The sequence below is a fragment of the Actinoplanes sp. NPDC051343 genome (assembly GCF_044455125.1).
Classification (GTDB): Bacteria; Actinomycetota; Actinomycetes; order Mycobacteriales; family Micromonosporaceae; genus Actinoplanes.
The window spans coordinates 237,209-262,054 of the sequence record NZ_JBITEL010000013.1 but is presented as its reverse complement, the minus strand read 5'-3'; the positions used below and the strand labels follow the sequence as shown (position 1 = coordinate 262,054).

The 24,846-nt window shown below is 70.2% G+C and carries 24 protein-coding genes, 1 tRNA gene and 1 pseudogene; 13 read left to right on the top strand and 13 right to left on the bottom strand.

The window, feature by feature from the left end:
* Positions 1 to 2: 2 nt before the first annotated feature.
* From ACIA5C_RS36710 to argS, 3 genes are read right to left on the bottom strand one after another with little or no spacing between them, the layout of a single operon-like run.
* On the bottom strand, positions 3 to 1,325 hold the full coding sequence (locus tag ACIA5C_RS36710; protein ID WP_396063391.1) for a homoserine dehydrogenase: 1,323 nt from the start codon (positions 1,323 to 1,325) through the stop codon (positions 3 to 5).
* Positions 1,322 to 2,707, bottom strand: a complete 1,386-nt coding sequence (lysA, locus tag ACIA5C_RS36705) for a diaminopimelate decarboxylase (protein WP_396063389.1) — start codon at positions 2,705 to 2,707, stop codon at positions 1,322 to 1,324. The genes ACIA5C_RS36710 and lysA overlap by 4 nt, the downstream gene beginning before the upstream one ends.
* 2 nt (positions 2,708 to 2,709) lie before the next feature.
* On the bottom strand, positions 2,710 to 4,380 hold the full coding sequence (gene argS / locus ACIA5C_RS36700) for an arginine--tRNA ligase (RefSeq protein WP_396063387.1): 1,671 nt from the start codon (positions 4,378 to 4,380) through the stop codon (positions 2,710 to 2,712).
* 86 nt (positions 4,381 to 4,466) lie between these two features.
* On the opposite strand from argS, the gene ACIA5C_RS36695 reads away from it, so the two are divergent.
* From ACIA5C_RS36695 to ACIA5C_RS36685, 3 genes are all read left to right on the top strand, one after another.
* On the top strand, positions 4,467 to 5,297 hold the full coding sequence (locus ACIA5C_RS36695) for a DUF3105 domain-containing protein (protein WP_396063385.1): 831 nt from the start codon (positions 4,467 to 4,469) through the stop codon (positions 5,295 to 5,297).
* Positions 5,297 to 5,962: a DUF305 domain-containing protein gene (locus ACIA5C_RS36690; RefSeq protein ID WP_396063383.1), complete on the top strand. Its 666-nt coding sequence runs from the start codon at positions 5,297 to 5,299 to the stop codon at positions 5,960 to 5,962. Before ACIA5C_RS36695 ends, ACIA5C_RS36690 begins: the two co-directional genes overlap by 1 nt.
* Before the next feature lie 73 nt (positions 5,963 to 6,035).
* A tRNA-Arg gene (locus tag ACIA5C_RS36685) sits at positions 6,036 to 6,110 on the top strand.
* Between the two features lie 838 nt (positions 6,111 to 6,948).
* Here the strand turns inward: ACIA5C_RS36685 and ACIA5C_RS36680 are convergent.
* From ACIA5C_RS36680 to ACIA5C_RS36665, 4 genes are all read right to left on the bottom strand, one after another.
* The gene (locus tag ACIA5C_RS36680; RefSeq protein WP_396063381.1) at positions 6,949 to 7,593 is read right to left on the bottom strand and encodes a hypothetical protein; all 645 of its coding nucleotides are present in this window, start codon (positions 7,591 to 7,593) and stop codon (positions 6,949 to 6,951) included.
* A gap of 24 nt (positions 7,594 to 7,617) precedes the next feature.
* Positions 7,618 to 7,917: a hypothetical protein gene (locus tag ACIA5C_RS36675; RefSeq protein ID WP_396063379.1), complete on the bottom strand. Its 300-nt coding sequence runs from the start codon at positions 7,915 to 7,917 to the stop codon at positions 7,618 to 7,620.
* Between the two features lie 3 nt (positions 7,918 to 7,920).
* Positions 7,921 to 10,305, bottom strand: a complete 2,385-nt coding sequence (locus ACIA5C_RS36670) for a glycoside hydrolase domain-containing protein (protein WP_396063377.1) — start codon at positions 10,303 to 10,305, stop codon at positions 7,921 to 7,923.
* A 110-nt stretch (positions 10,306 to 10,415) separates the two neighbouring features.
* Positions 10,416 to 10,865: a MarR family winged helix-turn-helix transcriptional regulator gene (locus tag ACIA5C_RS36665; protein WP_396063375.1), complete on the bottom strand. Its 450-nt coding sequence runs from the start codon at positions 10,863 to 10,865 to the stop codon at positions 10,416 to 10,418.
* A gap of 254 nt (positions 10,866 to 11,119) precedes the next feature.
* On the opposite strand from ACIA5C_RS36665, the gene ACIA5C_RS36660 reads away from it, so the two are divergent.
* Both ACIA5C_RS36660 and ACIA5C_RS36655 read left to right on the top strand, forming a co-directional pair.
* On the top strand, positions 11,120 to 11,935 hold the full coding sequence (locus tag ACIA5C_RS36660; RefSeq protein WP_396063373.1) for a rhamnogalacturonan acetylesterase: 816 nt from the start codon (positions 11,120 to 11,122) through the stop codon (positions 11,933 to 11,935).
* 101 nt (positions 11,936 to 12,036) lie between these two features.
* A complete protein-coding gene (locus ACIA5C_RS36655; protein WP_396063371.1) occupies positions 12,037 to 12,348 on the top strand; it encodes a hypothetical protein in 312 nt (103 codons plus the stop codon).
* A gap of 39 nt (positions 12,349 to 12,387) precedes the next feature.
* On the opposite strand, the gene ACIA5C_RS36650 is transcribed toward ACIA5C_RS36655, so the two are convergent.
* Positions 12,388 to 13,161, bottom strand: a complete 774-nt coding sequence (locus tag ACIA5C_RS36650) for an isocitrate lyase/phosphoenolpyruvate mutase family protein (RefSeq protein WP_396063369.1) — start codon at positions 13,159 to 13,161, stop codon at positions 12,388 to 12,390.
* A 73-nt stretch (positions 13,162 to 13,234) separates the two neighbouring features.
* Between ACIA5C_RS36650 and ACIA5C_RS36645 the strand changes: the two genes are divergently transcribed.
* Positions 13,235 to 14,245 (top strand): DUF5937 family protein, encoded by a 1,011-nt coding sequence (locus tag ACIA5C_RS36645; protein ID WP_396063367.1) that lies wholly within the window; start codon positions 13,235 to 13,237, stop codon positions 14,243 to 14,245.
* On the opposite strand, the gene ACIA5C_RS36640 is transcribed toward ACIA5C_RS36645, so the two are convergent.
* A complete protein-coding gene (locus ACIA5C_RS36640; RefSeq protein ID WP_396063365.1) occupies positions 14,185 to 16,686 on the bottom strand; it encodes a serine/threonine-protein kinase in 2,502 nt (833 codons plus the stop codon). The genes ACIA5C_RS36645 and ACIA5C_RS36640 overlap by 61 nt on opposite strands.
* 123 nt (positions 16,687 to 16,809) lie before the next feature.
* Here ACIA5C_RS36640 and ACIA5C_RS36635 point away from each other — a divergent pair, with 123 nt between their 5' ends.
* Positions 16,810 to 18,513: a CocE/NonD family hydrolase gene (locus tag ACIA5C_RS36635; RefSeq protein ID WP_396063363.1), complete on the top strand. Its 1,704-nt coding sequence runs from the start codon at positions 16,810 to 16,812 to the stop codon at positions 18,511 to 18,513.
* Between the two features lie 14 nt (positions 18,514 to 18,527).
* On the opposite strand, the gene ACIA5C_RS36630 is transcribed toward ACIA5C_RS36635, so the two are convergent.
* Positions 18,528 to 18,893 carry a YybH family protein gene (locus tag ACIA5C_RS36630; protein WP_396063361.1) on the bottom strand — a complete coding sequence of 122 codons (366 nt, stop codon included), beginning with the start codon at positions 18,891 to 18,893 and terminating at the stop codon, positions 18,528 to 18,530.
* 43 nt (positions 18,894 to 18,936) lie between these two features.
* The gene (locus tag ACIA5C_RS36625; protein WP_396063359.1) at positions 18,937 to 20,109 is read right to left on the bottom strand and encodes a serine hydrolase domain-containing protein; all 1,173 of its coding nucleotides are present in this window, start codon (positions 20,107 to 20,109) and stop codon (positions 18,937 to 18,939) included.
* A gap of 103 nt (positions 20,110 to 20,212) precedes the next feature.
* Between ACIA5C_RS36625 and ACIA5C_RS36620 the strand changes: the two genes are divergently transcribed.
* The 4 genes and pseudogenes from ACIA5C_RS36620 (at position 20,213) to ACIA5C_RS36605 (ending at position 22,155) form a co-directional block, all read left to right on the top strand.
* Positions 20,213 to 20,683 carry a hypothetical protein gene (locus ACIA5C_RS36620; protein ID WP_396063357.1) on the top strand — a complete coding sequence of 157 codons (471 nt, stop codon included), beginning with the start codon at positions 20,213 to 20,215 and terminating at the stop codon, positions 20,681 to 20,683.
* 227 nt (positions 20,684 to 20,910) lie between these two features.
* A pseudogene (locus tag ACIA5C_RS36615) lies at positions 20,911 to 21,198 on the top strand (hypothetical protein); the annotation flags it as partial.
* 112 nt (positions 21,199 to 21,310) lie between these two features.
* Positions 21,311 to 21,847, top strand: coding sequence for a hypothetical protein (locus tag ACIA5C_RS36610; RefSeq protein WP_396063526.1), 537 nt, complete (start codon positions 21,311 to 21,313; stop codon positions 21,845 to 21,847).
* Entirely contained in the window at positions 21,772 to 22,155 is a 384-nt protein-coding gene (locus ACIA5C_RS36605) for a hypothetical protein (RefSeq protein WP_396063524.1), read from the top strand. The genes ACIA5C_RS36610 and ACIA5C_RS36605 overlap by 76 nt, the downstream gene beginning before the upstream one ends.
* A gap of 109 nt (positions 22,156 to 22,264) precedes the next feature.
* Here the strand turns inward: ACIA5C_RS36605 and ACIA5C_RS36600 are convergent, their stop codons facing one another.
* Positions 22,265 to 22,621 (bottom strand): STAS domain-containing protein, encoded by a 357-nt coding sequence (locus tag ACIA5C_RS36600; protein WP_396063355.1) that lies wholly within the window; start codon positions 22,619 to 22,621, stop codon positions 22,265 to 22,267.
* A gap of 307 nt (positions 22,622 to 22,928) precedes the next feature.
* Here ACIA5C_RS36600 and ACIA5C_RS36595 point away from each other — a divergent pair, with 307 nt between their 5' ends.
* Positions 22,929 to 23,933: an AraC family transcriptional regulator gene (locus ACIA5C_RS36595; RefSeq protein WP_396063353.1), complete on the top strand. Its 1,005-nt coding sequence runs from the start codon at positions 22,929 to 22,931 to the stop codon at positions 23,931 to 23,933.
* 2 nt (positions 23,934 to 23,935) lie between these two features.
* Here ACIA5C_RS36595 and ACIA5C_RS36590 read toward each other — a convergent pair whose 3' ends face one another.
* Positions 23,936 to 24,301, bottom strand: a complete 366-nt coding sequence (locus ACIA5C_RS36590; RefSeq protein WP_396063351.1) for a hypothetical protein — start codon at positions 24,299 to 24,301, stop codon at positions 23,936 to 23,938.
* 234 nt (positions 24,302 to 24,535) lie between these two features.
* On the opposite strand from ACIA5C_RS36590, the gene ACIA5C_RS36585 reads away from it, so the two are divergent.
* Positions 24,536 to 24,823, top strand: coding sequence for a hypothetical protein (locus tag ACIA5C_RS36585; protein ID WP_396063349.1), 288 nt, complete (start codon positions 24,536 to 24,538; stop codon positions 24,821 to 24,823).
* Positions 24,824 to 24,846 lie beyond the last annotated feature (23 nt).

The following is a 24,846-nucleotide window of genomic DNA, read 5'->3' as shown; positions in this document are numbered from 1 at the left end:
GGTCAGCTCCCTCCCTCGACGCGCAGCACGCTGGCGATCGACCGCACGATGTCGAGCCCGGACAGCTCCTCGACGGTGGCGGCCAGATGCGCGTCGGGCGCGCCGTGGGTCACGATCACCAGCTTGGCGTCCTCTTCCCGGCCCGACTGGCGGACCGTCGCGATCGACACCTCGTGCTGGGCGAAGACACCGGCCACCGTGGCCAGCACGCCCTGCCGGTCGGCCACGTCGAGGCTGATGTGATAGCGGGTGACCGCCTCGCCGATCGAACGGACGGGCAAGTGGGCGTAGTTGCTCTCGCTCGGCGCCCGGGTGCCGGACAGCCGGTTGCGGGCCGCCGCCACGATGTCGCCGAGCACCGCGCTCGCGGTCGGGGTGCCGCCCGCGCCGCGGCCGTAGAACATCAGCTGGCCGGCCGCCTCGGCCTCGACGAAGACCGCGTTGAACGCGTCCCCGACCCCGGCCAGCGGGTGGCTGCGCGGGATCATCGCCGGGTGCACCCGCACGCTGACCGACTCGTGCCCGGCCGAGTCGGGCCCGCGCTCGGCGATGCAGAGCAGCTTGATCGTGCAGCCCATCTCCTGGGCGCTGGCCATGTCGCCCGCGGTCACCCCGGTCATGCCCTCGCGGAACACGTCGGCGGCGGTCACCCGGGAATGGAAAGCCAGGGAGGCGAGGATCGCGGCCTTGGCGGCGGCGTCGAAACCTTCCACGTCGGCGGTCGGGTCGGCCTCCGCGTAGCCCAGCTCGGTGGCCTCGTCGAGGGCTTCGCTGAAGCCGGCGCCGGTGGCGTCCATCGAGGAGAGGATGTAGTTGGTGGTGCCGTTCACGATGCCGGTGACCCGGGTGACCCGGTCGCCGTGCAGCGACTCGCGCAGCGGGCGGAGCAGCGGGATCGCGCCCGCGACCGAGGCCTCGTAGTAGAGGTCGGCGCCACCCTCGGACGCCGCGTCGTGCAGGGCCGCGCCGTCCTCGGCCAGCAGCGCCTTGTTGGCGGTGACCACGCTCTTGCCGGCCCGCAGCGCCTCGACCAGCCAGCTCCGGGCAGGCTCGATGCCACCGACGACCTCGATCACCACGTCGACGTCGTCGCGCTTGATCAGGCTGAGCGCGTCGGTAGTGAACAGGGCCGGGTCGACGTCACCCCGGGACTTGTTCATCCTTCGCACGGCGATGCCGGCCAGCTCGAGTGGTGCCCCGATCCGGGCGGTCAGGTCGCCGGCCTGATCGTGGAGCAGGCGGACAACTTCGGAACCGACGGTCCCACACCCCAGTAGTGCCAGGCGGATCGCCGCTTTCGAGGCTGGCTCAGTTGCGTCGCTCATCCAACATCCAATGCGAGCAGGTCGGCCTCGGTCTCGCGGCGCACGATCACGCGCGAGGCGCCGTCACGCACCGCCACGACCGGTGGCCGAGGCACGTGGTTGTAGTTGCTCGCCATGCTCCGGCAATAGGCACCGGTGCCCGGCACGGCAAGAAGATCTCCGGGCTGCACGTCGGCGGGCAGGAATTCATCCTTCACGACGATGTCCCCGGACTCACAATGCTTTCCCACCACGCGGGCGAGCATCGGCTCGGCCTTCGACACCCGGCCGGCCAGCGTGGCGCTGTACGACGCGTCGTACAGCGCGGTGCGGATGTTGTCGCTCATGCCGCCGTCCACGCTCACGTACGTCCGGATGCCGTCGACGTCTTTGACCGTGCCGACCTCGTAGAGCGTGAACACCGACGGCCCGACGATCGCCCGGCCCGGCTCGATCGACAGCCGCGGCTTGCGCAGCGAAGCCACCTCGCACTCCGACTCGACGATCTTGTTGATGCGCTTGGACAGGTCGCCCGGCGTCGACGGGTCGTCCTGGGTGGTGTACGCGATGCCGAAGCCGCCGCCCAGATCGAGCTCGTCCAGCTCGACACCCCGCGCGTCCCGGATCTGCGCCTGCAGCTCCAGCACCCGGCGGGCCGCCACCTCGAAGCCGCTCGTGTCGAAGATCTGCGAGCCGATGTGCGAGTGCAGGCCCTTCAGCTCGAGCACGCCCTGGTCCAGGATGGTCACCGCGGCCTGGAACGCCGCCCCACCGGCCAGCGAGAAACCGAACTTCTGGTCCTCGTGCGCGGTGGCGATGAACTCGTGAGTGTGCGCCTCGACCCCGACCGTGACCCGGACCAGGACATTCGGCCGTTTGCCGGCCAGCCGGGCCAGGTAGGTCAGCCGGTCGATCTCGTCGAACGAGTCGACGACGATGCGTCCGACACCCGCCTCGAGCGCCCGCGACAGCTCGGACGCCGACTTGTTGTTGCCGTGGAAGCCGATGCGCCCGGCCGGGAAGCCCGCCGCCAGCGCCACCGCCAGCTCACCGCCCGAGCAGACGTCGAGAAACAGGCCCTCCTCCTCGACGACCCGGACGACCGCCTTGCACAGGAACGACTTGCCCGCGTAATAGACGTCGGCGTCGCCGAACGCGGCCGCGAACTCGCGGCACCGGGCCCGCAGGTCGTCCTCGTCGAGGAAATAGGCGGGAGTGCCGTGCTCGGCCGCCAGGTCGGCGACGCTGACGCCGCCGACCTGCAAAAATCCGGCCTCGGCGCGGGTCACGGTGCGTGGCCACAGTTGCGGCACGAGGGCGTTCACGTCCTCGGGCGTACGCAACCAGGCCGGCCCCCGGTTGCCCAGGTCGCCGTGCAGCGCCCCGGCCTCATGCGCTCGCATGCCTACATCCTTTCCGGAGCGGAGACGCCGAGCAGGCCCAAACCGTTGGCAATCACCGTACGGGTGGCGTCGTTGAGCCAGAGGCGGGCGCGGTTGCCGTCGCCGATCGGCTCGTCACCCTTGGGCAGCACCCGGCAGGCCGGCTCGTCGTAGAAGCGGTGATAGGCGCCGGCGATCTTCTCGAGCAGCCGGGCGACGTGGTGCGGCTCGCGCAGCTCAGCCGACCGGGCCACCGTCTCGGGGTATTCGCCGAGTGCCTTGAGCAGGTCGTTTTCCTTCTCGTTGACCAGCAGCTCGGCCTTGAAGGCGTCCGCCTCGCCACGGGTCAGACCGACCGCCTCGGCCTGCCGGGCCACGCTCGCGGTGCGGGCCGCGACGTACTGCACGTAGTAGACCGGGTTTTCCCGGCTGGCACTGGTCCACAGCTCGACGTCGAGGTCGATCGGCGAGTCGGAGGAGTAACGGGCCAACGCGTACCGGGTGGCGTCGACGCCGAGGGCGTCGACGAAGTCCTCCAGGGTGACCACCGTTCCGGCCCGCTTGCTCATCCGCACCGGCTCGCCGTCGCGGACCAGGTTGACCAACTGGCCGATGAGGATCTCGAGGTTGCGCGCCGGGTCGTCGCCGAAACACGCCGACATCGCCTTCATCCGGCCGATGTAGCCGTGGTGGTCGGCGCCCAGCATGATCACGACCCGGTCGAAGCCGCGCTTGCGCTTGTCGAGGTAGTAGGCGCAGTCGGCGGCGAAATAGGTCCAGTCGCCGTCCGACTTGCGCAGCACCCGGTCCTTGTCGTCGCCGAACTCGGTGGTGCGCAGCCACGTCGCGCCGTCGGCCTCGTAGATGTGGCCCTGCTCGCGCAGCCGGTCGAGCGCCTCCTGCAACTCGCCCCGGTCGTGCAGGTCCTTCTCGTTGAAATAGGTGTCGAACCGGACCCCGAACTCGGCCAGCGACTCCTTGATCTCGGCGAACATCAGCTGCACGCCGACCCGGCGGAACGTGTCGACCGCCGCGGTCTCGTCGAGCCGGAGCACGTCGGGCGCCTCGGCCTGCACCGCGGTCGCGATCTCGGCGATGTACGCCCCGCCGTAGCCGTCCTCCGGAGCCGGTTCACCCTTCGCACTCGCGTACAGGGAACGGGCGAAACGATCGATCTGCGACCCGGCGTCGTTGAAGTAGTACTCCGTGGCGACCTCCGCGCCGGCGGCGCGGAGGAGCCGAGCCAGAGCGTCACCGACCGCGGCCCAGCGCACGCCGCCGATGTGCACCGGACCGGTCGGGTTGGCCGAGACGAACTCCAGGTTGATGTGATCGCCCTGCAACGTGCCGGAATGGCCGTAGTCGGCGCCGGCGAGCACGATCTCGCGGGCCAGCACGCCCGCCGCGGCGGCGTCCAGCCGGATATTGAGGAAGCCCGGTCCGGCGATGTCGACCGACTTGATGCCGGGCTGCCGGCCCAGCTCCTCGGCCAGCGCCCCGGCCAGCTCACGGGGCGCCACACCGACCTTCTTGCCCAGCTGCAACGCCAGCGTCGAGGCGTAGTCACCGTGCTCGGGGTTGCGGGGCCGCTCGACCGTCGTGGCGTCCGGGAGGGCGGCGACATCGAGACCGCGGGTCTCGAACACGGCACGAGCAGCTGAGAGAACGGTGGAGGCAAGGTTGGCGGGAGTCACTCAGCCATGCTATCGGGGGTAGACTTCGGCACTCGGCGGCCACCCGAGCCCCGCCTTTCCGCTTGCACACGAATTGACGAGGCACGATGAGTATGAGCACGCCGGGTCCCGAGCGGATCCCGTCCAAGGTCAAGGTCGACAAGACCTCCGGCCAGGGCAAGCCGCCCGCCGGTGGCGCCAAGCCCGCCGGCGGCGCCAAGAAGGCCGCCGCCGGCCGACCCGGCGCTGCGCGCCCAGGCGGCAAGGGCCGCAAGCCGATCGCCCCGGTCAAGGTCTCCAACAGTACGAACTGGGGCCCCATCGCCATCGGCGGCGTCGTCGGCGTGGTCGTGCTGGCGATCATCGGCTACGCGGTGTTCGCGGTCGTCCGAGGCTCCCGCAGCTGGGAAGACAAGGTCGCCGACATCAAGGGCGTCGTCAACTACCGGGCCCAGAAGAACGCGGCGCTAGACGCCCGCAACCACAAAGACGGCACGCTGAGCTACCTGACGACCCCACCCGTCGGCGGCGACCACAACCCGCTCTGGCAGAACTGCATGGGTGACGTCTACAGCGCCGCGATCGCCAACGAGCACGCCGTGCACAGCCTCGAACACGGCGCCGTCTGGGTGACCTACAAGCCCGGCATCCCGCAGGCCCAGATCGACGAGCTGAAGAGCAAGGTCCAGGGCAAGGACTACATGCTCATGTCGCCCTACCCGGGCCTCGACCACAACATCTCGCTGCAGGTCTGGGGCTACCAGCTCAAACTCGACGACGCGTCCGACTCACGCATCGACGCGTTCATCAAGGACGCCCGGCTCAACGCCTCGATGGAGCCCGGCGCGGCCTGCTCCAGCGGCAACACGACCACCGGCCCGGTGACCGCCGCAACCGGCGCCCAGCCCGGCATGAGCCAGCCCTCCGCAGGCAACTAATGACCGTCTCCACCGACTCGGACGCGGCGGCCGAAGCCGCCGCGCCGGTCGACACCCCCGCACCCCGCTCCCGCCGCGGCCTGATCGTCACGGCCGCGGCCCTGGTGGTCGGACTGCTCCTGGGAACGGTCATAGGCCTGCTCTACCGCCCCCTCACCGAGCCGAAAGACAACTCGGTCGAGGCCGGCTTCCTCCGCGACATGTCGACCCACCACGCCCAGGCAGTCGAAATGTCGATGATCGCCCACGCCAACTCCACCAACCAGGCCGTAGTAACCCTGGCCGGCGACATCGCCCTGACCCAGCAAGGCCAGATCAACTACATGCAGGCCTGGCTCCGCAACTGGCACCTCAGCCCCACCAGCACCAAAACCCCGATGCAGTGGATGCCCGGCGGCACCGGCGAGGTCGTCAACGGCCTGATGCCCGGCATGGCCACCCCGCCGGAACTCGACAGCCTGCGCAAGGCCACCGGCAAACAGCTGGACATCCAGTTCCTGCAGCTGATGCGCCAGCACCACCTGGGCGGCATCCACATGGCCCAGGAAGCGATAGACCTCTCGAAGAACAAGGACGTCGACTGGCTGGCCGGCACGATGGTAGCCAGCCAGCAGGGCGAGATCACCGTAATCAACGACATGCTGAAGCAGCTCGGCGCCAGCTGACCAGCACCTTCACGGCTCGCCGGAACCGGTTGGCGTGGGCTCCGGCGGGCCTGCTAGGCTTTCGAATCACTGGGCCCCCGTAGCTCAGGGGATAGAGCGTCGCCCTCCGGAGGCGAAAGCGCAGGTTCGAATCCTGCCGGGGGCACCATTCAGGCTCAGGCTGCTCGCGCTACGCGCTTCGCCTGGTCATGGTGCATTCTTCCCTGGGGCCCGAGCCCCAGACCCCACGAAAAACCGAGCGTCGCGTCCGCCGTCCAGGTGGGTTTGCGCCATGGCCCGAACCAGGCACCACACGTGCGGCTGTTCCGTCGTTTGTGGCTCTGGTTGGGGCCAAATCGTCAAGTGACAGCTGAGTCAACGGCTGGCCTTGCCCTCGAGTCCGAGGCTTCTCGCTGGCGATGCACTGAAGACGCGTAGGCGTTAGGGGTTCGAAGAACGCGTGCGGTAGCTGGGTTGTCCGTCCGGTGTTCCTGTTGATGCGGAGCGCATGGCCCGTCCTCGCGAGTTGTCGGGCGGTCTTGCTCATGCCGGTGCACGCAGGTGGTGGTGGAGTTGGAGCAGGTCGTTGAGCTGAACCGACGACCCCGCCTTGCGCTCGCGCCTGGACGCCTGCTTCGACGCTGCGCGCGACTTGCGTCGTGATCGCGTCGGTGGCGCGGTGGGTGGAGGTCCACTGGTTGGCGGTGGCCGGCGGGAAGGCCGAGATCGCATGGGAGGTCGGGCATGGTGGGCCGTGTGTGGCATGCCCGATCCCGGTTCGCCGGCGTAGCCCGGTGGGCGAAATCAACGCTGGCTCTGCTCTGGGGAGCGTGCACAACGGCCTCGGCGATACGCAGCAGGCCCTCAGCTGATACCAGCACGCCCTGCCCATCGGAGTGAAGCCGGCGACCGGGTCGGCGACGCCACCTCCGGTACGACCTCGCCGCGATCTACCGCGGGCGCGGCGAATTTGATGGCGTCAGCGGCCCGGTGGCTGGAGACAAGACCTATCCGCGATGCTGGCGAGTTTCCAGCGTTCGCGCGCGGTTTCGGCGGGTCGTAGTCCAGACGTCGGGTGGGGTGCCCGGGGCGGCCAGCTGGGCCGCCGCCGAGGTCAGGCGGTGGTCGCCGGGTGGGACGTCGATCTGGAAGTGGCCTTCCTTCGGTTTCACCGGGTCGTCGCCGCCCCAGCGGACCACGCCGCCGCAGTCGGCCAGGATGTCGCGGATGATTAGTACCTGGCTGGCGAAGAAGTTGCCGGTTGAGCCGGCCGGGTATGCCGCCGGCTGGACGGCGAACGCCGTACCGGAAAGGTAGTTGGACTCCAAGGGTGCCGTGACCGCGCGGCTGGAGGTGTGGCCGGACACGCCGCCGGCCGCCAACGTTTCCACCTCGTAGTGGAAGCGCCGCAGGACGTGGACGAGCAGCGTGGTCACCGCGCCGGGGATCAGCGACAACCGGGCGTCGCTGCCCTCGACCGTGGCCGTCCTTACGGCGGCGCCGCTTACCACCGGCCAGCCGTTTTGTGTCTCGGAGCCGCGCCAGCTGGGCGGGGCGGCCAGTGCGGGCGAACCCACGGCCACCGCGGCGAGCGACGCGCCGGCGACGGCGCCGGTCAGGACAAGGACTTCGCGGCGGGAGAGACCGGTCATCGGGCAGTGCCTCCTGAAGGAAGATTACGGGCGGTTGGCGGCGCGCATCGCCAGCAGGATCAGCACGAGCGTGGCGGCCAGGCTGACGAAGAAGAGCGGGTTGACCCACGCCGGCACCAGTTCGCGGCTGGTGCCGTCGGTGAACGAACATTGATGGGTCAGCGGGATGAAGTGCCAGGAGAGGGCCTTTACGTGCTCGCCGCAGTACTCGTCGGCGGGCCGGAACGACAGCAGCTTCCCGCTCACCAGGCCGGCGACCCAGGCCACCACGGCCAGCAGGAACGTGCCGACGGCGCCGAGCAGGAGCTTGCGTACGGTAGGCATGGCTCAGATCTTGCCTGCCGCCCGCAGGGCGGCTGCCCGTTGCACCTCGACCGCCATTTTGGCCTGCAGCATGTCGGCGAAGCCCTGGCAGAAGTCGTCCATGCTGTCGTCGGGCAGCAGTTCGGGCGGCAGCACCGTGCCGGAGTAGCTCTCGAGCAGACCGGTCCGGTACGCCACGACGTTGGCCAGCGCGTCGGAGGTCAGCATGTCCTTCGCGGCCGCCTTCGCGTGCGGGATGGTGCCGAACCGCCCGTCGACGAACGTGCGGAACCGGGTGAGGTAGCCGCCGCCGAGGTAGTAGGAGCGCGCGGCGGCGCCGATGTTCGCGCCGCCCCGGACCAGCTTGTTGATGTTGTACGCGTCGACGTCCTCAATGAGGTCGCGCAGCTTGAACGTGCCGGCGCCGTCGACCTTCGCGAGGCGCGCCGCGCAGTATGCGCTGCCGGAGGCGTAGCTCTCGCTGGCGTTGCGCCAGTCGCCGTAGAAGGTGATCCAGTCGCCGCCCCAGCCGCCGATGTCGCTGCCGTTCGTGGTCGTCTCCGACGGCTCGGACAGCGCGTAGTAGCCGTTGCAGGCGGCACCGAAATGGGCCACGTGCAGGTCGATGCCGTAGAACGGGTCGGCGAGGTCGTTGATGCGGTCCACGCCGGCGTTGTCCACGAAGTCGACGAAGCCGTGGTCGATCGACCCCATGAGAGCGCTGAACGCGGCGGTGTCGTACGCGTTGGCCCGCAGGTATTCCATGACGAGCTGGTTCGCGAGATGGTACGGGTCGCTGTTGTTGTACTGCACCGCGAGGGCGTAGAGCCGCTCGATGTACGCGACGTACTTGTCGAGCGGCGAGCTGGCCTGGTTGACCGAGCCGACCGCCTTGTCGCCGCTCGACCGGTGGATGTCCTTGTCGACCTGGATCGCCCCGGAGCCGCTGCCCACGGTCAGCGTCTGCACCTGGTTGAACGCCCAGTTGTCGGGCAGCGGGAAGCCCATGTTGCCGGAGAAGCCGTACGACATGCCGGAGACGAACGACCAGCGCGCGGACGTCTGCCGGGTCACCTCGGCGCAGACGTTGCGGGACGCGTACACGCCGTGGATGTACTTCTTGCCCTTGTCGGCCAGGCCGGAGACCACACCACGGAAGTACGGGATGATGTTGGAGTCGATCTGGTCCTGGGTGGCGTCGTAGTCGACGGCGAAGTAGACGACCGTCCCGGTGGCGAATCCGTAGCCGACCGCCGCGTCGTGGGCGTCCTGCGCGTCCTTGAAGCCCTGGTCCCACGTGAAGTAGCCGACCTCGCCGCCGTAGTACTGCGACAGCGGGAAGACCCGCAGGCCGTTGCCGAAGATGGTGTCGAGTTCGCCGGGCTGGATCCGCTTGTTCAGCGGCTTGCTCGACGGCCGCTCGTCGAGATAACGGCCCACATAGCGGTAGCCGGCCGCGTAGAGCGCCTTGGCTCGCGCGTCGGTGACCGTGGTGATGCCGTCGCACCCGCTCGCCGGCCGGTCGGGGTCGCCGGTCGAGACCAGCGCCTGACACCAGGTGGCGAAGTCGGCGTTGCCGTTCACCGGGAGCTCGGAGAACTCCTGGAACTTGCGGACCGCGGCGGCCAGGTCGGCGTTGTAGCTGTCGGTGAAGCCGGAGTACACCGAGGTGTCGTCGGCGGCGTCCATGCGTACGCGGTTGAAGGTGATCGCGGCACTGAAGATCTTCACCCAGACGCCGGTGCTGCCGGGCGACAGCGGATGCGCTTTCAGCCCGGCCTGCGTGGCCGGCCCGAAGTTGCCGGTCGCCTGGTCGTCGGTCATGCCCAGCTCGAACTGGATGGCCAGGTACAACGCCCGCTGCACGTCGCGGGAGAAGATCCCGTCGCAAGGAATGTAGTAGAAGTCGCGCCGGCCGCCGTACCCGGCGTTCATGGTTCGCTGGATCAGGTTGATGTCCGCGGTGCCGCCGGACACCACCACGTACGCGTCCATCGACAGCAGCGCCTTGAACAGCTTCGGCGTGACCATCGGGTCGTAGATCGGGGTGATGCCGATGTTGCTCTGCATGTCGTAGAGCGCGTCGTTGAGCTGCTGGGTGACCCGGCCGTCGAGGTCACCGCCCGCGTAGCCCTTGCACCAGCACGCGGCCTTGACGATGTTGACCAGGTTCTGGTTGGTGGTCTGCTGGCTCACTCCGCCGCCGGGCAGGGCGCCGACCCGGGCCAGTGTGGTCGGGCCGAAGGTGTCGGACAGCGAGGTGATGCCGAGCTCGTGCTGCAGGGCCCGGGTCAGCGCGTACATGGTCTTCCAGCCGGTGACACCGTTCTCGGGGGCGGCGACGTAGCCGCTCACTCCGGCGTAGGTGGCGTTGACCCATTGCTGGGATTTGAGGACCCAGGCATCCATTGGCGTTGCTCCCCGTGATCGACCCGGCGACATGAGGCGGCCGGACGCAGGGAGAAAACTATCTGAGGATCATCAATGGAGATATCCCTCAATGGGTGACAGCCGTCACTTCAGGCGACCGTTGCCGTACGGATGGCGCGCAAGGTAGCCACCGTGGCCTGCAACTGATCGAAGCTGGCCTGATCGACCACGAACCGCTGGATCAGGTCGAGGTAGTCGGGCAGGGCCGCCCGCAGACGGTCCAGGCCCGCGCCCGTGGCGACGGTGTACCAGCTGCGGCGATCGTCGCCGCACGCCTCCCGCTGCACCAGGCCGCGCTGCTGCAGGCGATCGACGACGCGGGTCATGCCGCTCTGCGAGAAGCGGGTCAGCGCGGCCAGGTCGCTCATGCGCAACCGGTGGTCCGCCTCCCCGGCCAGGTGGCGCAGCACGTCGAACTCGATCGCGGTCAGCTCGTGGCGGTCGAAGAGTTCGGTGACGAGGCAGCTGAGGCCGTGGTAGGCCTCGCTCAACAGGTTCATGGTGGTCAGGCGGTCGTCGGTCAGGCCGAGCTTCGTCATGCGCGCCACTCCCTTTGCTCTATGTCAGATCAGACGGCCCACGGGCCGGAAAGTTCGCGCCGAATTTGATATACGGGCTGCGTCGAAGTTCGCTGACCGTCTTGAGTGAAGCCCCCATGAGCACCAGATCACTCCGTGTCGCCGTCGTCGGCGCCGGCATCGGGGGCCTGACCGCCGCGATCGCGTTACAGGCTCCGGCTGATCAGCAGGAAAGCGCTTGCCCGACATCGATGTCCGTTGATTGAATGGTGAGCATGACTGTGGATCGCAGAACGCTCCTCCGGGGTGCCGCCGCCGGCGCCCTCGGTCTGGCCGGGCCTTTCCCGGCCCGCAGGCGTCGGCGGACGATCTTCGTGGCCGGCGACTCGACCGCCGCGACCTATGCGACCGCCGACGTCCCGCAGGCGGGCTGGGGTCAGGCACTGCCGGTCTTCCTCCGGCCGGACGTCGCGGTGGTCAACGGCGCGTGGTCCGGTGCGAGTTCGAAGAGCTTCGCCGACCTCGGCCACCTCGACACGATCCTGGCCGCCATCGCACCCGGCGACACGCTGCTGGTCTCGTTCGGGCACAACGACGAGAAGTCCGAGGACCCGGCCCGCTACACCGAGCCGTGGACGACCTTCCAGGACTATCTGCGGCTCTACCTCGACGGCGCCCGGAACGCCCACGCGCAGCCGATCCTGGTCACGCCGGTCGAGCGGCGGCGATTCACGGCCGACGGCACGCCGTACCTGTCGCACGGCGACTACCCGGCGTCGATGCGAGCCCTGGCCGCTGCGACCCGCACCCCGCTGATCGACCTGACCGCGCTGAGCTTCGCGCTCTGGAGCGAACTCGGGCCGGAGAAGACGAAGGACTACTTCCTCTGGCTCGATCCGGGCGAATGGCCCAACTTCCCGGACGGCGACCAGGACAACACACACTTCCAGCCGCACGGCGCGATCGAACTGGCCCGCATCGTGGTCCGCGCCGGGCCGACGATTCCCGGCCGCGACGAGTGCGCCCTGCGCGATTCGTCGATCCCCGATGACGTGCTGACATGGCCGCCGACCCGCCCCGCCGGTTCTTGATCGCCGGAAACGGTGGTAGACCTGTCCTCGCGCCTGCCTTTCGCTCGTGGTTGCGAGCGGCCGAGGCGGGTAAGGGACCGTCTCACCGAGAGGAAGACGACATGGCGAGCGAAGACTTCACGACCGAGGCGGCCGAGGGGCAGCGGGACCGCCGGTTCCACGGTGGCACGCCGGCCCACCTCGACGACGACGAACTGGCCCGCCGCACGGAGGCGGAGCGCGCCGAGGCCGGAGTGAGCGACTACGACCCGGCCGACGTGCCGCCGGCCACCGACGACCCGGTGCCGTTCGACCCCGACTTCGACTCCGACGAGCAGGACATCGAGAGCGTCACCGCGCGCCAGGAGGCGGAGGGCGAGACGACGCCGCTCAGCGCGGACAACCCGTTCCCGCCGACCCGCTACGCCGAATAGTTCACCGGAAAGGCGGCCCCCGCCGGGCCGCCTTTCTTTTCACAGCAACGAATTCAGCTCACCGTAGGGAATTTCTTCGGTCAGCGACGCGTACGTCCCGGCCGAAAGCGTTTCGCGCGTCGCCTTCCGCACCACCGCATAGGCCGCGGAGGCCACCCCGGAACCCAGGCTGACCCGGGCCACGCCGAGGCGGGCAAGCTGCGGCACCGTCGGTGCCCCAGGTCCGACGAGTACGTTCAGCGGCGCCGGAATCTTGGCAACGAGTTCCTCGATCGTCGCCGGATCGACGACGCCCGGCACGAAGACGCCGTCGGCGCCCGCCTCCACGAACGCATTCGCCCGCGCGACGACCGCCCCGAGGTCGTGGCCGCCGCGCAGATATTCGTCGATCCGGGCGTTGATGAACAGCGCCTCGCCCGCGGCGCCCCGTGCCGCCGCGAGCCGGGCCGACTGCTCCTCGACCGAGCGGATGCCGTCCTCGATGTTGACGCCGACCGCCCCGGCCGCGACCACCCGGCGAATCGTCTCGGCGACCGCACCCGGATCGGCGCCGAACCCCGACTCGATGTCGGCCGTCACCGGCACCTGCACCGCGGCGACCACCCGCCGGATCGCGGCCACCGCCTCGTCGGCGTCGAGGACGTCGCCGTCCCGGGCGCCCAGGCTCCAGGCCACTCCGGCGCTGGTGGTGGCGACCGCCCGCGACCCGGCCTCCTCGGCTATCCGGGCGCTCGCCGCATCCCAGGCGTTGACCAGCACCAGCGGCGATCCGGGAACATGCAGGGAACGAAAGTACGCAGCTTGATCAGTCACCCGCTCAGTCTTCGCTCCGGGCGCGATCGGCCGTAAAGTTTCAGCTCCAGCTAAATGGTCGGAGGTGGCCGCGGTGGTGGCGATCGGCCTGTCGGCGCCCGCGGTGGCCCGCGTCCGCATCGGGGTGTCGTGCCTGTGGGAGGTGCTGGCCGGCGTGCGGATCCTGCGCGATCCGGGCGTCCCCGAGGTGCACCGCCGATGGGCGGCGCGGGTCCGGCTGGCGCCCGGCCTGCTCCGGCACCTGGTCGCGCCGACCGGCGGCTACACGCCGGATTTCCTCACCCCGCCGCCGACCGGCCTGACCGCCGACCTCGACCGCGACCTGGCCGGCCTGCGGGCGACACCGCCCGAGGTCGTGCGGGCGCACCTCGACCTGATGCCCGGCGGGCGGCCCGCACCCCTCCGCGACCTCTATGCCGACCCGCGGGCCGGGCTGGTTCGGCTGGCCGAGGAGGTCGCCGCCTTCTGGCGGTCGGCGATCGCACCGGACTGGCCCCGCATGCGGGCGTTGCTCGAGGCGGAGGTGCATCGCCGGGCCCGGCGGCTGGCCGAGGACGGCAGCGCGGCCGTCCTCAACGAACTCCACCCGGCCGTGACCTGGTCGGACGGCCGGCTGGTCGTCGATCAGCGGCATTGCACGGCGCCCGACGTGCCGGATGCGGCGGGCCTGGTGCTGGTGCCGTCGGTCTTCGTGTGGCCGTCGGTCATGACGGTCTGGGCGGGCGAGGTGCCTCAGCTCGCCTACCCGGCGCGGGGCGTCGCGACGCTCTGGGAACGTTCGTCGCAGCCGCCGCCCGACGCACTGGGCGCGGTGCTCGGCCGCGGCCGGGCGAGCCTGCTGGCCGAGCTGACCGCACCCCTGTCCACCACCGAACTGTCCCACCGCACCGGCATCTCGCCCGGCGGCGTCTCGCAACACCTGAGCGCCCTCCGGGCGGCCGGCCTGGTGGTCACCCACCGTCAGGGCCGGGCCGTGCTCAACTCCCGCACCGCGGTCGCCGAGGCGCTGCTCACCGCCGCCGGTCAGAGCGGCAGCACCAGCGGCGCCGGCGTGCCGGCCACGCAGGTGACGGTCATCCGGTAGCGGTTCGTGGCCCCCTTGAAGACGATCTCCGGGGCCAGCGCCGGCCCTTGGTTGACCTTCTGCACGGTGAAGCCGGGGTTGGGCTCCCAGCTGGTCAGCTGCCCTTTGCCCTGGGAGCAGACCGCGTAGACGACCCCGCCTTCGGAGCTCAGCCGAGTGCCGACGGGCCCGGCCGGCGCGAGCGCCGACGGCTCACCGCTCGGCTGCGCCGACCCGTCGGTCGACGTCGTGCTCGGCACCGCGCTGGTCCCGAGCGACACGGTCGACCCGGTAACACCGGCCACCGGACGGCCCGGCCCGGCCGTCCCGTTAGCCCACGTCGAAGACCCCCCGGTCACGCTGGGCGTCGGCCGCACCACATCGGACGGCGCCGACGACGGCAAAACCCCGGCCGCTCCGGAGGCAGCCCGCTCGGCCGGCTCCGGCCGATCCCCCAAAAGCCAAAAAACCAGCACGGCGACCAGCAGGGCCGCAACGCCGCCGCCGGCCAGGAGAACATTCCGCCGCCTTTTCCGTACGGCGTCCCCCGCCCCAACCGCACCAGCAAGTCCCGCATCCACCCATGACCCGGCCCGCCCCGCAGCCGCCCCGCCGGACCCTTTCCGCGCCGCTCCGAGCACAGTGGTGCCCGCCTCCGGCCCAGCCCCGCCGGTCCCACTACGCTCACCGGCCGCAACAACCCCGGCGTCGAACACGGCATCATCCCGCCCAAAACCCCGCCGCCGACCACCCGCGCCTCGACCCGGAAAGTCGCCGGACACCCCGTCCCGCAACTCCCCACCATCCGACCGCCGACCACCCGGATCCGGCCGCGCTGACTCACCCAGACCATCCGGCTCAGCGCGCCGCCGCCGGCCGCCCGCCCGAACGCCGGAGTCGTCGAGTCCAGCCGCCGCCCCAGCCGATCCGCCACCCGGCTGCGCCTGACTGCCCGACGTCTCCCAGTCCGCGCCCGGCAGCGGCGACCGCACGGCTCCTATCTCAGCTCCCGGCAGGAATGCGCCAGCCCCGGCACCCGGCCCCTCGCTGACGCCGCCCGAGGCACCACCGGCATCCACCCCCGAAGAATCGAATCCCCCCAGCCCGAACCTCTGACCGGAAGCAAAGTCGGCCTCGACCGGTTCGTCCTCCGCCCGGCCCGAGTAGCGCCCGGGCCCACCAAAGTCAGGCCCAACGCCACCCTCGCCGGCGGCCCGGCGACCGGCCGGGCCCACGGCACCGAAGCCGCCCGCAGCGTCTGCGGCACCGAAGCCCCCCGCCGGGACCGCCCCATCCGCCTCGCCGAAGTCGGCCGCCGAGGGTGCCGCATCCGCCGCGCCGAAGTCCGCCGCAGAGGCTGCCGCATCGAAGCGGCCCGCCGACTCCGCCGCGCCCCGTGCGCCACGGCCCACCCCCGCAGCGGCCGCGGCGCCCGTAGGCCCGCGGCCCGGGACCGATCGGCGCTGGCGGTCCGGGCGGCGCTGGCGGTCCGGGCGGCGCTGGCGGTCCGGGCGGTCCGGGCGGTCGGATGACGGTGGCTCGCGGTGGGCCGAGGCCGGAGTGAGCTCGTCGTACTCCTCGCCCTCCACGGCCCGCGGCGACGGGACGGTGGGCGGGTGGGTGGGCTCAGCGCGTACGGAAAGGGCTGCGGCCTCGGCCGCGTCGCCCAGCGTGGCTGACACCTCGGCCGCGGTCGGGCGTTCGGCTGGGTTTTTGCGGAGGCAGCGGTCGATCAGGTCGGCGACCTCGGGCGGTACCCCGGGCAGCTCCGGCAGCGGCGACGGCTCGACGTAGATGTGCGCGTTGAGCATCTGGGTGGTCGTCTCGACGGTCCACGGGGGCTCGTGCGCGAGCAGCCGGTATAGCAGGACGCCCAGCGCGTAGACGTCGGACGCTGCCTGCACCGCGTCGCCGGTCAGGCGTTCGGGTGCCAGGTAGGCCGGGGTGCCGACGAGCATCTCTTCCGGCGATGCCGGGCCGACGGCGGCCGCGATGCCGAAGTCGACGACTTTGGCCCCGGTCGCGGTGACCATGATGTTGGCCATCTTGATGTCGCGGTGGACCAGGCCGTCGGCGTGGGCCGCGGCCAGTGCGGCCGCGACCTCGCCGCAGATGCGGAAGACCGTGCGTGGGGGCAGCGGCGCGTTCGCCACCCGCTGCTGGAGGGTGGGGCCGTTGACCAGTTCCATCACGACGTACGGCCGGGGTGCGTCGCCGTCGGCCGACTCCCCGTAGTCGTAGACCTGGGCGATGTTCGGGTGGGACAGGGTGGCCGCGGCGCGTGCCTCGTCGCGGATGCGGGCGCGCGACTGCGGATCGCCGGCGAATCGGCCGGCGAGCACCTTGACCGCGACCGGGCGGCCGAGCACCTCGTCACGGGCCCGCCACACGACGGCCATCCCGCCGGTGCCGAGCTCGTCGAGCAATTTGTAACGCCCTCCGAGCGTCTCCTGAACCTCCACCCGTGGAAGTGTGCCGGTTCGGTCGCGAATTCGCACATCCGCCCACACTCGAATGGCATTCATATTCATTTTTGCGCGAGATCCACTTATTGTTCGACTTACTCGATCAAGGTGGTGGTCCCAGTGGCGATTTCCCGGCGGCAACGGGTCGCGGACGCGCTTGTCGGCCGCGTGCTGCGGCAGGCCCCGGCGCGTACCGAATATGTGGTGGAGCCGGAACGATGCCGGATGCGGGACGGCGTCGAACTCGCGGCGGACCACTACGGCCCGCGCGGCGGCCGGGCCCGGGGGACGGTGCTCATCCGCACGCCGTACGGCCGGGGTTTTCCCACGTCGGCGCTGAACGGGCGACTTCTCGCGGCCCGCGGCTACCACGTGCTGATCCAGAGCGTGCGCGGCACCTTCGGCTCCGGCGGGCAGATCGAGCCGATGGCGCAGGAGACCGAGGACGGCCTGGACACCGTTGCCTGGCTGCGTGACCAGGAGTGGTTCGACGGGCGGCTGGCCACCCTGGGCGGCTCTTATCTGGGCTGGACCCAGTGGACGATCCTGCAGGACCCGCCGCCCGAACTGCGCACCTCGGTGATCTACGTCGGGCCGCACGACTTCCGCGCCTCGACCTACGGAACCGGCGCTTTCACCCTCGGCGACTTCCTCGGATGGAGTTATCAGATCACCCGTCAGGAGGACAACGGCGGGTTGCGGCGACTGCTCGACACGGTCGCCGCCGGGCGGCGGCTGCGTCCGGTGTACGCCGGTCTGCCGCTCCCGGAAGCAGCCGAGACCGTCCTCTCGGGCCGGGCCCCGTGGTATCGCGAGTGGGCCACCCGCACCGACGCCGTCGACCCGTGGTGGGAAGCCCGTCGGGCCACCGCCGCCCTGGAGCGGGTCACCACGCCGATCCTGCTGGTCAGCGGCTGGCAGGACCTGTTCCTGGAGCAGACGCTGGAGCAGTATGCCGTGCTCACCGGCCGGGGCCTCGACGTCGGCCTGACCGTCGGCCCGTGGACCCACCTCGAGGTCGGCAGCCGCGCCGAGGGCCGGGTGAGCCGCGAGACGCTGGCCTGGCTCGACGAGTACATGGCCGGCGGCCCGCCCGCGCGGCGGCAACCGGTCAGCGTCTTCCGCACCGGTGAGCGCCGCTGGCACGATCTGCCGTCCTGGCCGCCGCCCTCCGCGCCCGCCGTATTTCGTCTCCACGCGACCGGAACATTGACTTTGATGCACCCGACGGCCGACGAATCGGAGAATCAGGAATCGGCCGAAGTCATCCATTCGCATGACACGATCAATGAGGCCGGAAATGACAGCGTCACTTTTCGCTATGACCCGGCCGATCCCACGCCGACCGTGGGTGGCCGCACGCTGAGCGGCTCGATGGGCGTGAAGGACAACCGGTCGCTCGAGGCCCGCCCCGACGTGCGGGCGTTCACCACCGATCCCCTGCCCACCGCGGTCGACGTGATCGGCGCCCCCGTGCTCGACCTGGTGATCTCGGCCGACAGCCGGTACGCCGACGTCTTCGTGCGCCTCTGCGACGTCGACGAGCGCGGCCACTCGCGGAACTTCAGCGACCTCATGCACCGGCTCGACCCGGCCGTGGCGCCGGGCGACGTGCACCATCTGCACCTGTCCCTCGACGCGTGCTTCCACCGGCTGCGGGCCGGCCACCGGCTGCGCCTGCTGGTGACCGGTGGCGCGTTTCCCCGCTATGCCCGGGCCGTCGACGAATCGGGCACGCTGACGCCGTCGCACCGCACCGTCCACTGTGATCCCTCCCGCCTGACCCTGCCGGTGGCGCCGCCACCGGAACCCGTCCTGCCCTGATCGACCGGTGCGGTTCAGCCGGTGGTGGCCGGATGCTGCATCCACCACTCGGTGAACTGCTGCGCCTGGCCCACCTGGTCGAGCCGTAGCACCCACAGATTGCTGTAGGTCTTGTCGGGATAGGTCGTGGTCGCCTGCACGACCGCCACCTCGTCGGTGATGATCACCGGGTGCCACTGGAAGGTCGTGGTGCCCGGCTCGTCGCGGATCGCGAGCCACCGGGCCACGATCTCGGTCCGCCCGAGCCACGGCGTGGCCCACGGCTCGGTGAAATAGGCCGCGTCGTCGGCGAACAGGCCGCCGATGTCCGCCGGATCGTTGGACTCCCACGCCCGCCGGTAGCTCTGCACCCACGCCGTGACCGCGTCAAGACTGCTCATCCGTTCCTCCCCAGGCCGGGCGCGACTGCTCGCGCTAGGTCACCTACGTCGGGCTTCCGTACGCCAAGCGATCGAACTCGGTCAGCGCCCCGCTCCACAGCAGATCGCTGACCTGGCCGAGCACGATTGAGATCAGCCCCTCGTGCGGATCGTTGAACCACGACGTGCCGTAGCCACCGGACCACCCGTACCGCCCGGGGCCGGACACCTCGTCGGCCGTGACCGTCACCGCCATGCCGTAGCCCCAGCCCTGCTGGAGCAGGAGCATGCCGCCGGTCTCGATCTGTTCGGGGCTCAGGTGGTTGGTCGTCATCGAGGCGACCGACTGCTCGGAGAGCAGCCGGGTGCCGCCGTGCACGCCACCGTTGAGCAGCAGCCGCGCGAACGCGAGGAAGTCGTCGGCGGTCGAGATCAGACCGGCCGAACCGGACGGGAAGGCCGGCGGCGCGCTCCACAGCTCGGGCGGGCTGGTGTCGTGCTCGGCCATCTTGCCGGTCGAGAAGTCGGTCATGTAATAACCCGGCAGCTCGGCCGCGCGCTCGGCGGGCAGCCAGAACCCGGTGTCGCGCATGCCGAGCGGCTCGAACAGCCGCTCCCGCAGCAGATCGCCCAGCGGCCGCCCGGCCGCCCGGGCCAGCAGCACGCCGAGGATCAGGGTGCCCCCGTTATACATCCATTTCTCGCCCGGCTGGTGGATCAGCGGGAGGGTGCCGAACCGCCGGATCCACTCGTCGGGGTCGTGCGGCGTGCGCGGATCGGGCTCGGCCATCACCAGCTGCTGCTCGCGCCACGCCCGCACGATCGGGTAGTCGGGGTTGAGCTGCTGCCCGGCGGCGATGATGCCGAAGCCGTTGGTGAAGGTCAGAAGGTCTTCCACCGTCACCGGCCGGACCGGCGCCACCGTCTCGTCGAGCGGCCCGTCCGGCCGGGCGAGCACCCGCTGGCCGGCCAGCTCGGGCAGCACCGTGGACACCGGTTCCTCGAGGTCGAGGACGTCGTCTTCGGCGAGCATCATCGCCAGCGTCGCGACCACCGGCTTGGTCATCGAGGCGATGCGGAACGGCGTTTCGCGTCTCATCGGCGTGTCACCGCCGACGTGGGTGAAGCCCAGCGCGTCGACGGCCACCTCGTCGCCTCGGGCGACGAGCGAGACCAGGCCGGGAAACTCGCCGCGCTCGACTCGGGCGGCCATCGCGTCATGCAGTTCGGCAGGCATGGGACACACCCTGCCAGGCGCCTACGACATTTTCGGATGGATCATTACCTGGCTTTCCGTCAACGGCGCGGTTCTGTCGGAGCGTCGGTCTAGGGTCCCCGGCATGGATCAGACCTGGCGTCATCTCCCCGCCCCGGCCCGTCCCGTCGCCGCGGCCGCCACGGCGGCGGTCGACGCGGCTCGCCGCCGCGAGCGCGAGGCGCTCGACGACGCAGTCGCCGACCTGGCCGGGCTCGATCCGGCGACGTCCGGCCTGATTTTGGGTACGACGGTGCGCCTGCTGCTGGAGGAGACCCATCCCGACGGGCTGGACGGCGAAGCCGTGCGCACGGTCCTCGAGCGCAGCGTGCGAGGCGCGATCGACTGGCAGCCCGACCTCGATCCGCACGTGGTGCTCCTGCTCCTGGCCGGCGCTCTGGGCGTCGCCGACGAGGACGGCACCCCACCGCCCCGGCCGGAGGTGCTCGCCCGGCACGCCGCACTGCTGATGGCCGACCTGGCCGGTCCACGCCCGATCGAGCCCGTCCTGACCGCCGCGCTCGGTGAGATCGCGCGCGTCCAGTTGAACGACTGACTGTTGCACAAAATAGAAGTTTGCAGAGCCTGCAAGTTCTGGCCGTAGGGTTCCGCCCGTGAGCGTTGACGTGCCCGGCCGGCGCGACCAAAAGAAGCAGCAGACGCGGGCGGCCCTGACCACGGCCCGCTACGCCTGGTGGACGAGCGCGGCCTCGACCGGGTGACCACCGGATCAACCCGAACCCGTCTCCGCGGCCACCGCTGTCGAGGCGACCATCGCGGAGGATGCGGTGGCCCTCGCGGAAGAGCCGGTCGCGGCCGAAGCCGTGGACGCCGTCGCGGAAGCAAACACCAGCACGACCGCAACCGAAGCCGTGGTCCGGTCTGATGCTCGGCATGTTCGTGGCCATCCTGGCGTCCACGATCGTCTCCAACGCGCTGCCCCGCATCATCGCCGACCTGGGCGGCAGCCAGTCGGTCTACACCTGGATCGTCACCACCGAGCTGCTGTCGATGACCGCGACGGTGCCGCTCTGGGGCAAGCCGGCCGACCTCTACAGCAAGAAGCTGCTGATCCAGGTCTCGCTGTCGCTGTTCGTGATCGGTTCGCTGATCGCCGGGTTCACCCCCAACGTGCGGCATTCTGATCCTGAGCCGGATCGCCCAGGGCGTCGGCGCGGGCAGCATGAGCGCGCTCGCGATGATCGTCATGGCGGCGATGATTCCGCCGTGCGAGCTGGGCCGTTACTCCGGCATGTTCGGGGCCGTCTTCGGCGTCGCGAGCACCGTCACGCTGGCGATCGTGGCCAGCGTCCTGGTCGGCGTCGCGATGTTCGGCGGCACGATTTTCCTGTCGCAGTACTTCCAGATCGCGCTCCGCAAGTCGCCGACCGTGGCCGGCCTGATGAGCCTTCCGATGATTTTCGGCCTGCTGGTCTCGTCGACGGTCGCCGGCCAGCTCATCACCAGGTACGGCCGGTGGAAGGCCTACCTGGTCTCCGGCGCGGTCGTCATGACCGCCGGTCTGCTGTTGCTCAGCCGCATCGACGCGCATACGAGCGTGCCGGTGGTGTCGGTCTACATGGCAGTTCTCGGCGTCGGCGTCGGCATGCTCATGCAAATCTGGTGCTGGCGGCGCAGAACGACGTGGCAGCCACCGAACTCGGCGCGGCCACCTCGTCGATCACGTTCTTCCGCAGCATGGGCGGCGCGATCGGGGTGAGCGCGCTCGGCGCGGTGCTGGCCGACCGGGTGACCTCGCTGTTCACCGACAAGTTCGGCGCGGCGGCGACCGCGGGCGGCGGCACCGCCAAGGTGCCCGACCTCAAGAGCCTGCCGCCCGAGGTCCTGCTGGTCGTCAAGGACATCTACGCGACCGCGACGTCCGATCTGTTCCTGGTCACGGCCCCGATCGCGTTCCTGGCCGTCATCGCGGTGGCGTTCATCAAGGAGAAGCCGCTCTCCACGCTCTCGGGCGACGAGCGGCGCGCGAACGAAGAGGCGGCCGCCACCGGCGTCCCGATGCACTGAGCGCGGCTCAGACCGCCCGGCTGTCAACGACGGCCGGGCAGCTGCTCAGCACGGTGCGAAATCGGTCGGCGGCGTCGCCCAGGTGGGTGACCAGACGGGGTCAGGACGCTCAGGACGGGCGCAGGCCGACCGAGGTGCGTGCGGTCGCCGGCTCGGCGCAGCCCAGCAGGCCGACCAGCCCGGACACCCAGAGCTGACGGTAGACCGTCGGGCTCGGGTGGCTGACCACCAGCTTGATCCCGCTCGCCGCGGCGGTGTGGAAGCAGGCGACGAGGATGCCGATGCCGATGCTGTCGATCAGCATTACCCGCTGAAGGTCGAGGCAGATCTTGCCCGGCGTGGAACTGGTCAGAACATCGTTGACCGCATCCCGCATCACATGGGCATTGTCAAGATCGATTTCTCCACTCGGGGCGATCTCAACGGTGCCGTCGGCCAATTGGCGCGTGGTGATCGGCAGATACACGGCTGCCCTCTTCCTGGCGTCGAGCCGAGCCGACGCCGACCTTTCCGTCGCGAAACGGCTGCCGGTCACACGATGCCCGAACGGGCATCCGACCTGGGCTGGGCCTGGCGTCGCGGCCACGACGCTCACCCTCCGACCGCGTTCCCTACAACAATCCGCTGGTCTGCAAGTTACGCCACGTAGGCGCGGAACGCCAGAGTAGTTCACATGGCCTGAATGTGCTGGAACGGTCAGCGGGCCACTGGGACGTTGACGTTCCGCACCGTCGGGCCGAATACTCACGGTATGCGATGGAGCGCGCTACGGCATGGTTGACGTTTCCCTCCGAACCGCGCCCATGCTCCCTGAAGGTCCCGACATCATCCACTTCAGCAGCGCGGACATCGATCAGGCCCGCATCCTGCTAAATCGTTTCTATTACCCGGTAGCGGTCGGAACCCCGGAAGGACCGGCGGGTTTCACGCTGGGCGCCGAAGTGATCCAACTCGGACCGCTGACCGTCGGCCAGTTCAGCTTTGCCACCTCGGTCACGTTCGATGTGGCCGAGTTGGACGCCTATCACGTCTGCATGCCCACGTCCGGGCGCATGCGCACGCGACATGCCGGTCATGAGGTGCTGGCGACCCCGGCAACGGCCGCGGTCTTCGGTCCCGGCAGCCCGGTCTTCACGCTGCACGATGCCGGGTCGGCCGAGCTCGCGATCAAGATCGAGCGGACCGCGCTGGAAGAGGAGCTCGCCGGCCTGCTGGGTCACCCGGTCGAGGGACCGATCGACCTGCCACCGGCCATCGCGCTCACCGCCGGGCCGAGCCAGAGCTGGAGCCGCCTGGTGCGCCTGCTGCGCGACGAACTCGACTACGAACAGAGCCTGCTCTATCAACCGCTGATCGCCGAGCAGCTGCGCAGTTGCGTGCTCAGCGGGCTGCTGCTCAGCGTGCCGCACAAATATCACGACGAGCTGATCGGCCCGGCCGCCGCCGGTCCGCCCCGGGCCATCCGCCGTGCGGTCGAGGCCATCCACGACGAGCCGGAGCGTTCGTTCAGCGTGACCGACCTGGCCCGGATCGCCAACATGAGCGTGCGCTCGCTGCAGGAGGGCTTCCGCCGGCACGTCGGCAGCGCGCCGATGACCTATCTCCAGTCGGTGCGTCTCGACCGGGCCCACGAGAGCCTGCGCCGGGCCGACCCGACCCGGCTCACGGTGTCGGCGGTCGCCCACCGCTGGGGCTTCGCTCACCTGGGCCGTTTCGCGTCGGCCTACCGCCTCCGCTTCGGCGAGTCACCGTCGGAGACGTTGCGCAAGAACGCCTGAGATCATTCGCCGGGGTCGCTGCGGCGCGGCTGCGGCACCTCGTCGGTGCGGCGGGCGCTCGCGGTCGCCCCGAAGAGCTGTCCGCGCGGCGGCATCCACTCGCGCCACTGGCCGAGCCGGGGCGGCACCGCCACCGCCTCGCCGTCGCCGGATCCGCGGAGCTCGCGCAAATAGGCCAGCACCCGGCCCGCCGCGACCCCGCCGTCCTCGGCGATACTCAGCAGCGTGCGGTGAGCCTCGGCCACCGCCGGGTCGTGCGGGTCGAGGCCGGGCAGGTCGCCGATCGGCCGGCGCAGCAGGGCGGCCAGCCCCGCCAGCGCCTGAACCACGTCACATGCATCCCGTTCGGCGTCGGACAGCCCGGTCACGTTTCCCCCTCACCACGCGCGCCTGGTCGGTTCGCCGCCGCCACAGCGGTACATCTCAAGCGCGCCAAGTCGGAAATGTATTCGTCCCACTACTAAGCGTCCATCCGTAACGCGCGGGTACTGTCCAGTTAGCGCTCAGTTTGACCGTCGACTGCTTCAACGTCCCTTTCGGCCCCATGGTCATCCGGCGTACGAGGGGGTAAGACGGGTAACGCAAAGGCCGGAGGAGGAGATATGACCGACGAGATTCATCCCTTGGAGGAGAGCGACGAGGTCGCCGACGCGGTGGAGGACGACGTCGCGGTCGACGCGTTCATCACGGGCGGCGGCACCGACCGCGACACCCCCGACTTCCTGCAGCCGGGCGAGGAGCCTCACCTGCGTACGGGCGCCGACCAGAAGTGGGATCCGGAGGATCTGGCCGTGGCCGAGGGCCGCGACCCGACGCCGGCGAACGTCGAGCGCGCCCGCAAGGAACTGGAAGAGGACGGCCCGGCCGCGATCGAGCGGACCGTCCCTTAAGACTGACGTCAGACCGGGCCTGA

Excerpts from the sequence above, each read along its gene's own strand:
- ACIA5C_RS36710 (WP_396063391.1), bottom strand. The coding sequence starts at position 1,325 with ATGAGCGACGCAACTGAGCCAGCCTCGAAAGCGGCGATCCGCCTGGCA.
- lysA (WP_396063389.1), bottom strand. The coding sequence starts at position 2,707 with ATGCGAGCGCATGAGGCCGGGGCGCTGCACGGCGACCTGGGCAACCGG.
- ACIA5C_RS36695 (WP_396063385.1), top strand. The coding sequence starts at position 4,467 with ATGAGTATGAGCACGCCGGGTCCCGAGCGGATCCCGTCCAAGGTCAAG.
- ACIA5C_RS36690 (WP_396063383.1), top strand. The coding sequence starts at position 5,297 with ATGACCGTCTCCACCGACTCGGACGCGGCGGCCGAAGCCGCCGCGCCG.
- ACIA5C_RS36680 (WP_396063381.1), bottom strand. The coding sequence starts at position 7,593 with ATGACCGGTCTCTCCCGCCGCGAAGTCCTTGTCCTGACCGGCGCCGTC.
- ACIA5C_RS36675 (WP_396063379.1), bottom strand. The coding sequence starts at position 7,917 with ATGCCTACCGTACGCAAGCTCCTGCTCGGCGCCGTCGGCACGTTCCTG.
- ACIA5C_RS36670 (WP_396063377.1), bottom strand. The coding sequence starts at position 10,305 with ATGGATGCCTGGGTCCTCAAATCCCAGCAATGGGTCAACGCCACCTAC.
- ACIA5C_RS36665 (WP_396063375.1), bottom strand. The coding sequence starts at position 10,865 with ATGACGAAGCTCGGCCTGACCGACGACCGCCTGACCACCATGAACCTG.
- ACIA5C_RS36660 (WP_396063373.1), top strand. The coding sequence starts at position 11,120 with ATGACTGTGGATCGCAGAACGCTCCTCCGGGGTGCCGCCGCCGGCGCC.
- ACIA5C_RS36655 (WP_396063371.1), top strand. The coding sequence starts at position 12,037 with ATGGCGAGCGAAGACTTCACGACCGAGGCGGCCGAGGGGCAGCGGGAC.
- ACIA5C_RS36630 (WP_396063361.1), bottom strand. The coding sequence starts at position 18,893 with ATGAGCAGTCTTGACGCGGTCACGGCGTGGGTGCAGAGCTACCGGCGG.
- ACIA5C_RS36625 (WP_396063359.1), bottom strand. The coding sequence starts at position 20,109 with ATGCCTGCCGAACTGCATGACGCGATGGCCGCCCGAGTCGAGCGCGGC.
- ACIA5C_RS36620 (WP_396063357.1), top strand. The coding sequence starts at position 20,213 with ATGGATCAGACCTGGCGTCATCTCCCCGCCCCGGCCCGTCCCGTCGCC.
- ACIA5C_RS36610 (WP_396063526.1), top strand. The coding sequence starts at position 21,311 with ATGAGCGCGCTCGCGATGATCGTCATGGCGGCGATGATTCCGCCGTGC.
- ACIA5C_RS36595 (WP_396063353.1), top strand. The coding sequence starts at position 22,929 with ATGGTTGACGTTTCCCTCCGAACCGCGCCCATGCTCCCTGAAGGTCCC.
- ACIA5C_RS36585 (WP_396063349.1), top strand. The coding sequence starts at position 24,536 with ATGACCGACGAGATTCATCCCTTGGAGGAGAGCGACGAGGTCGCCGAC.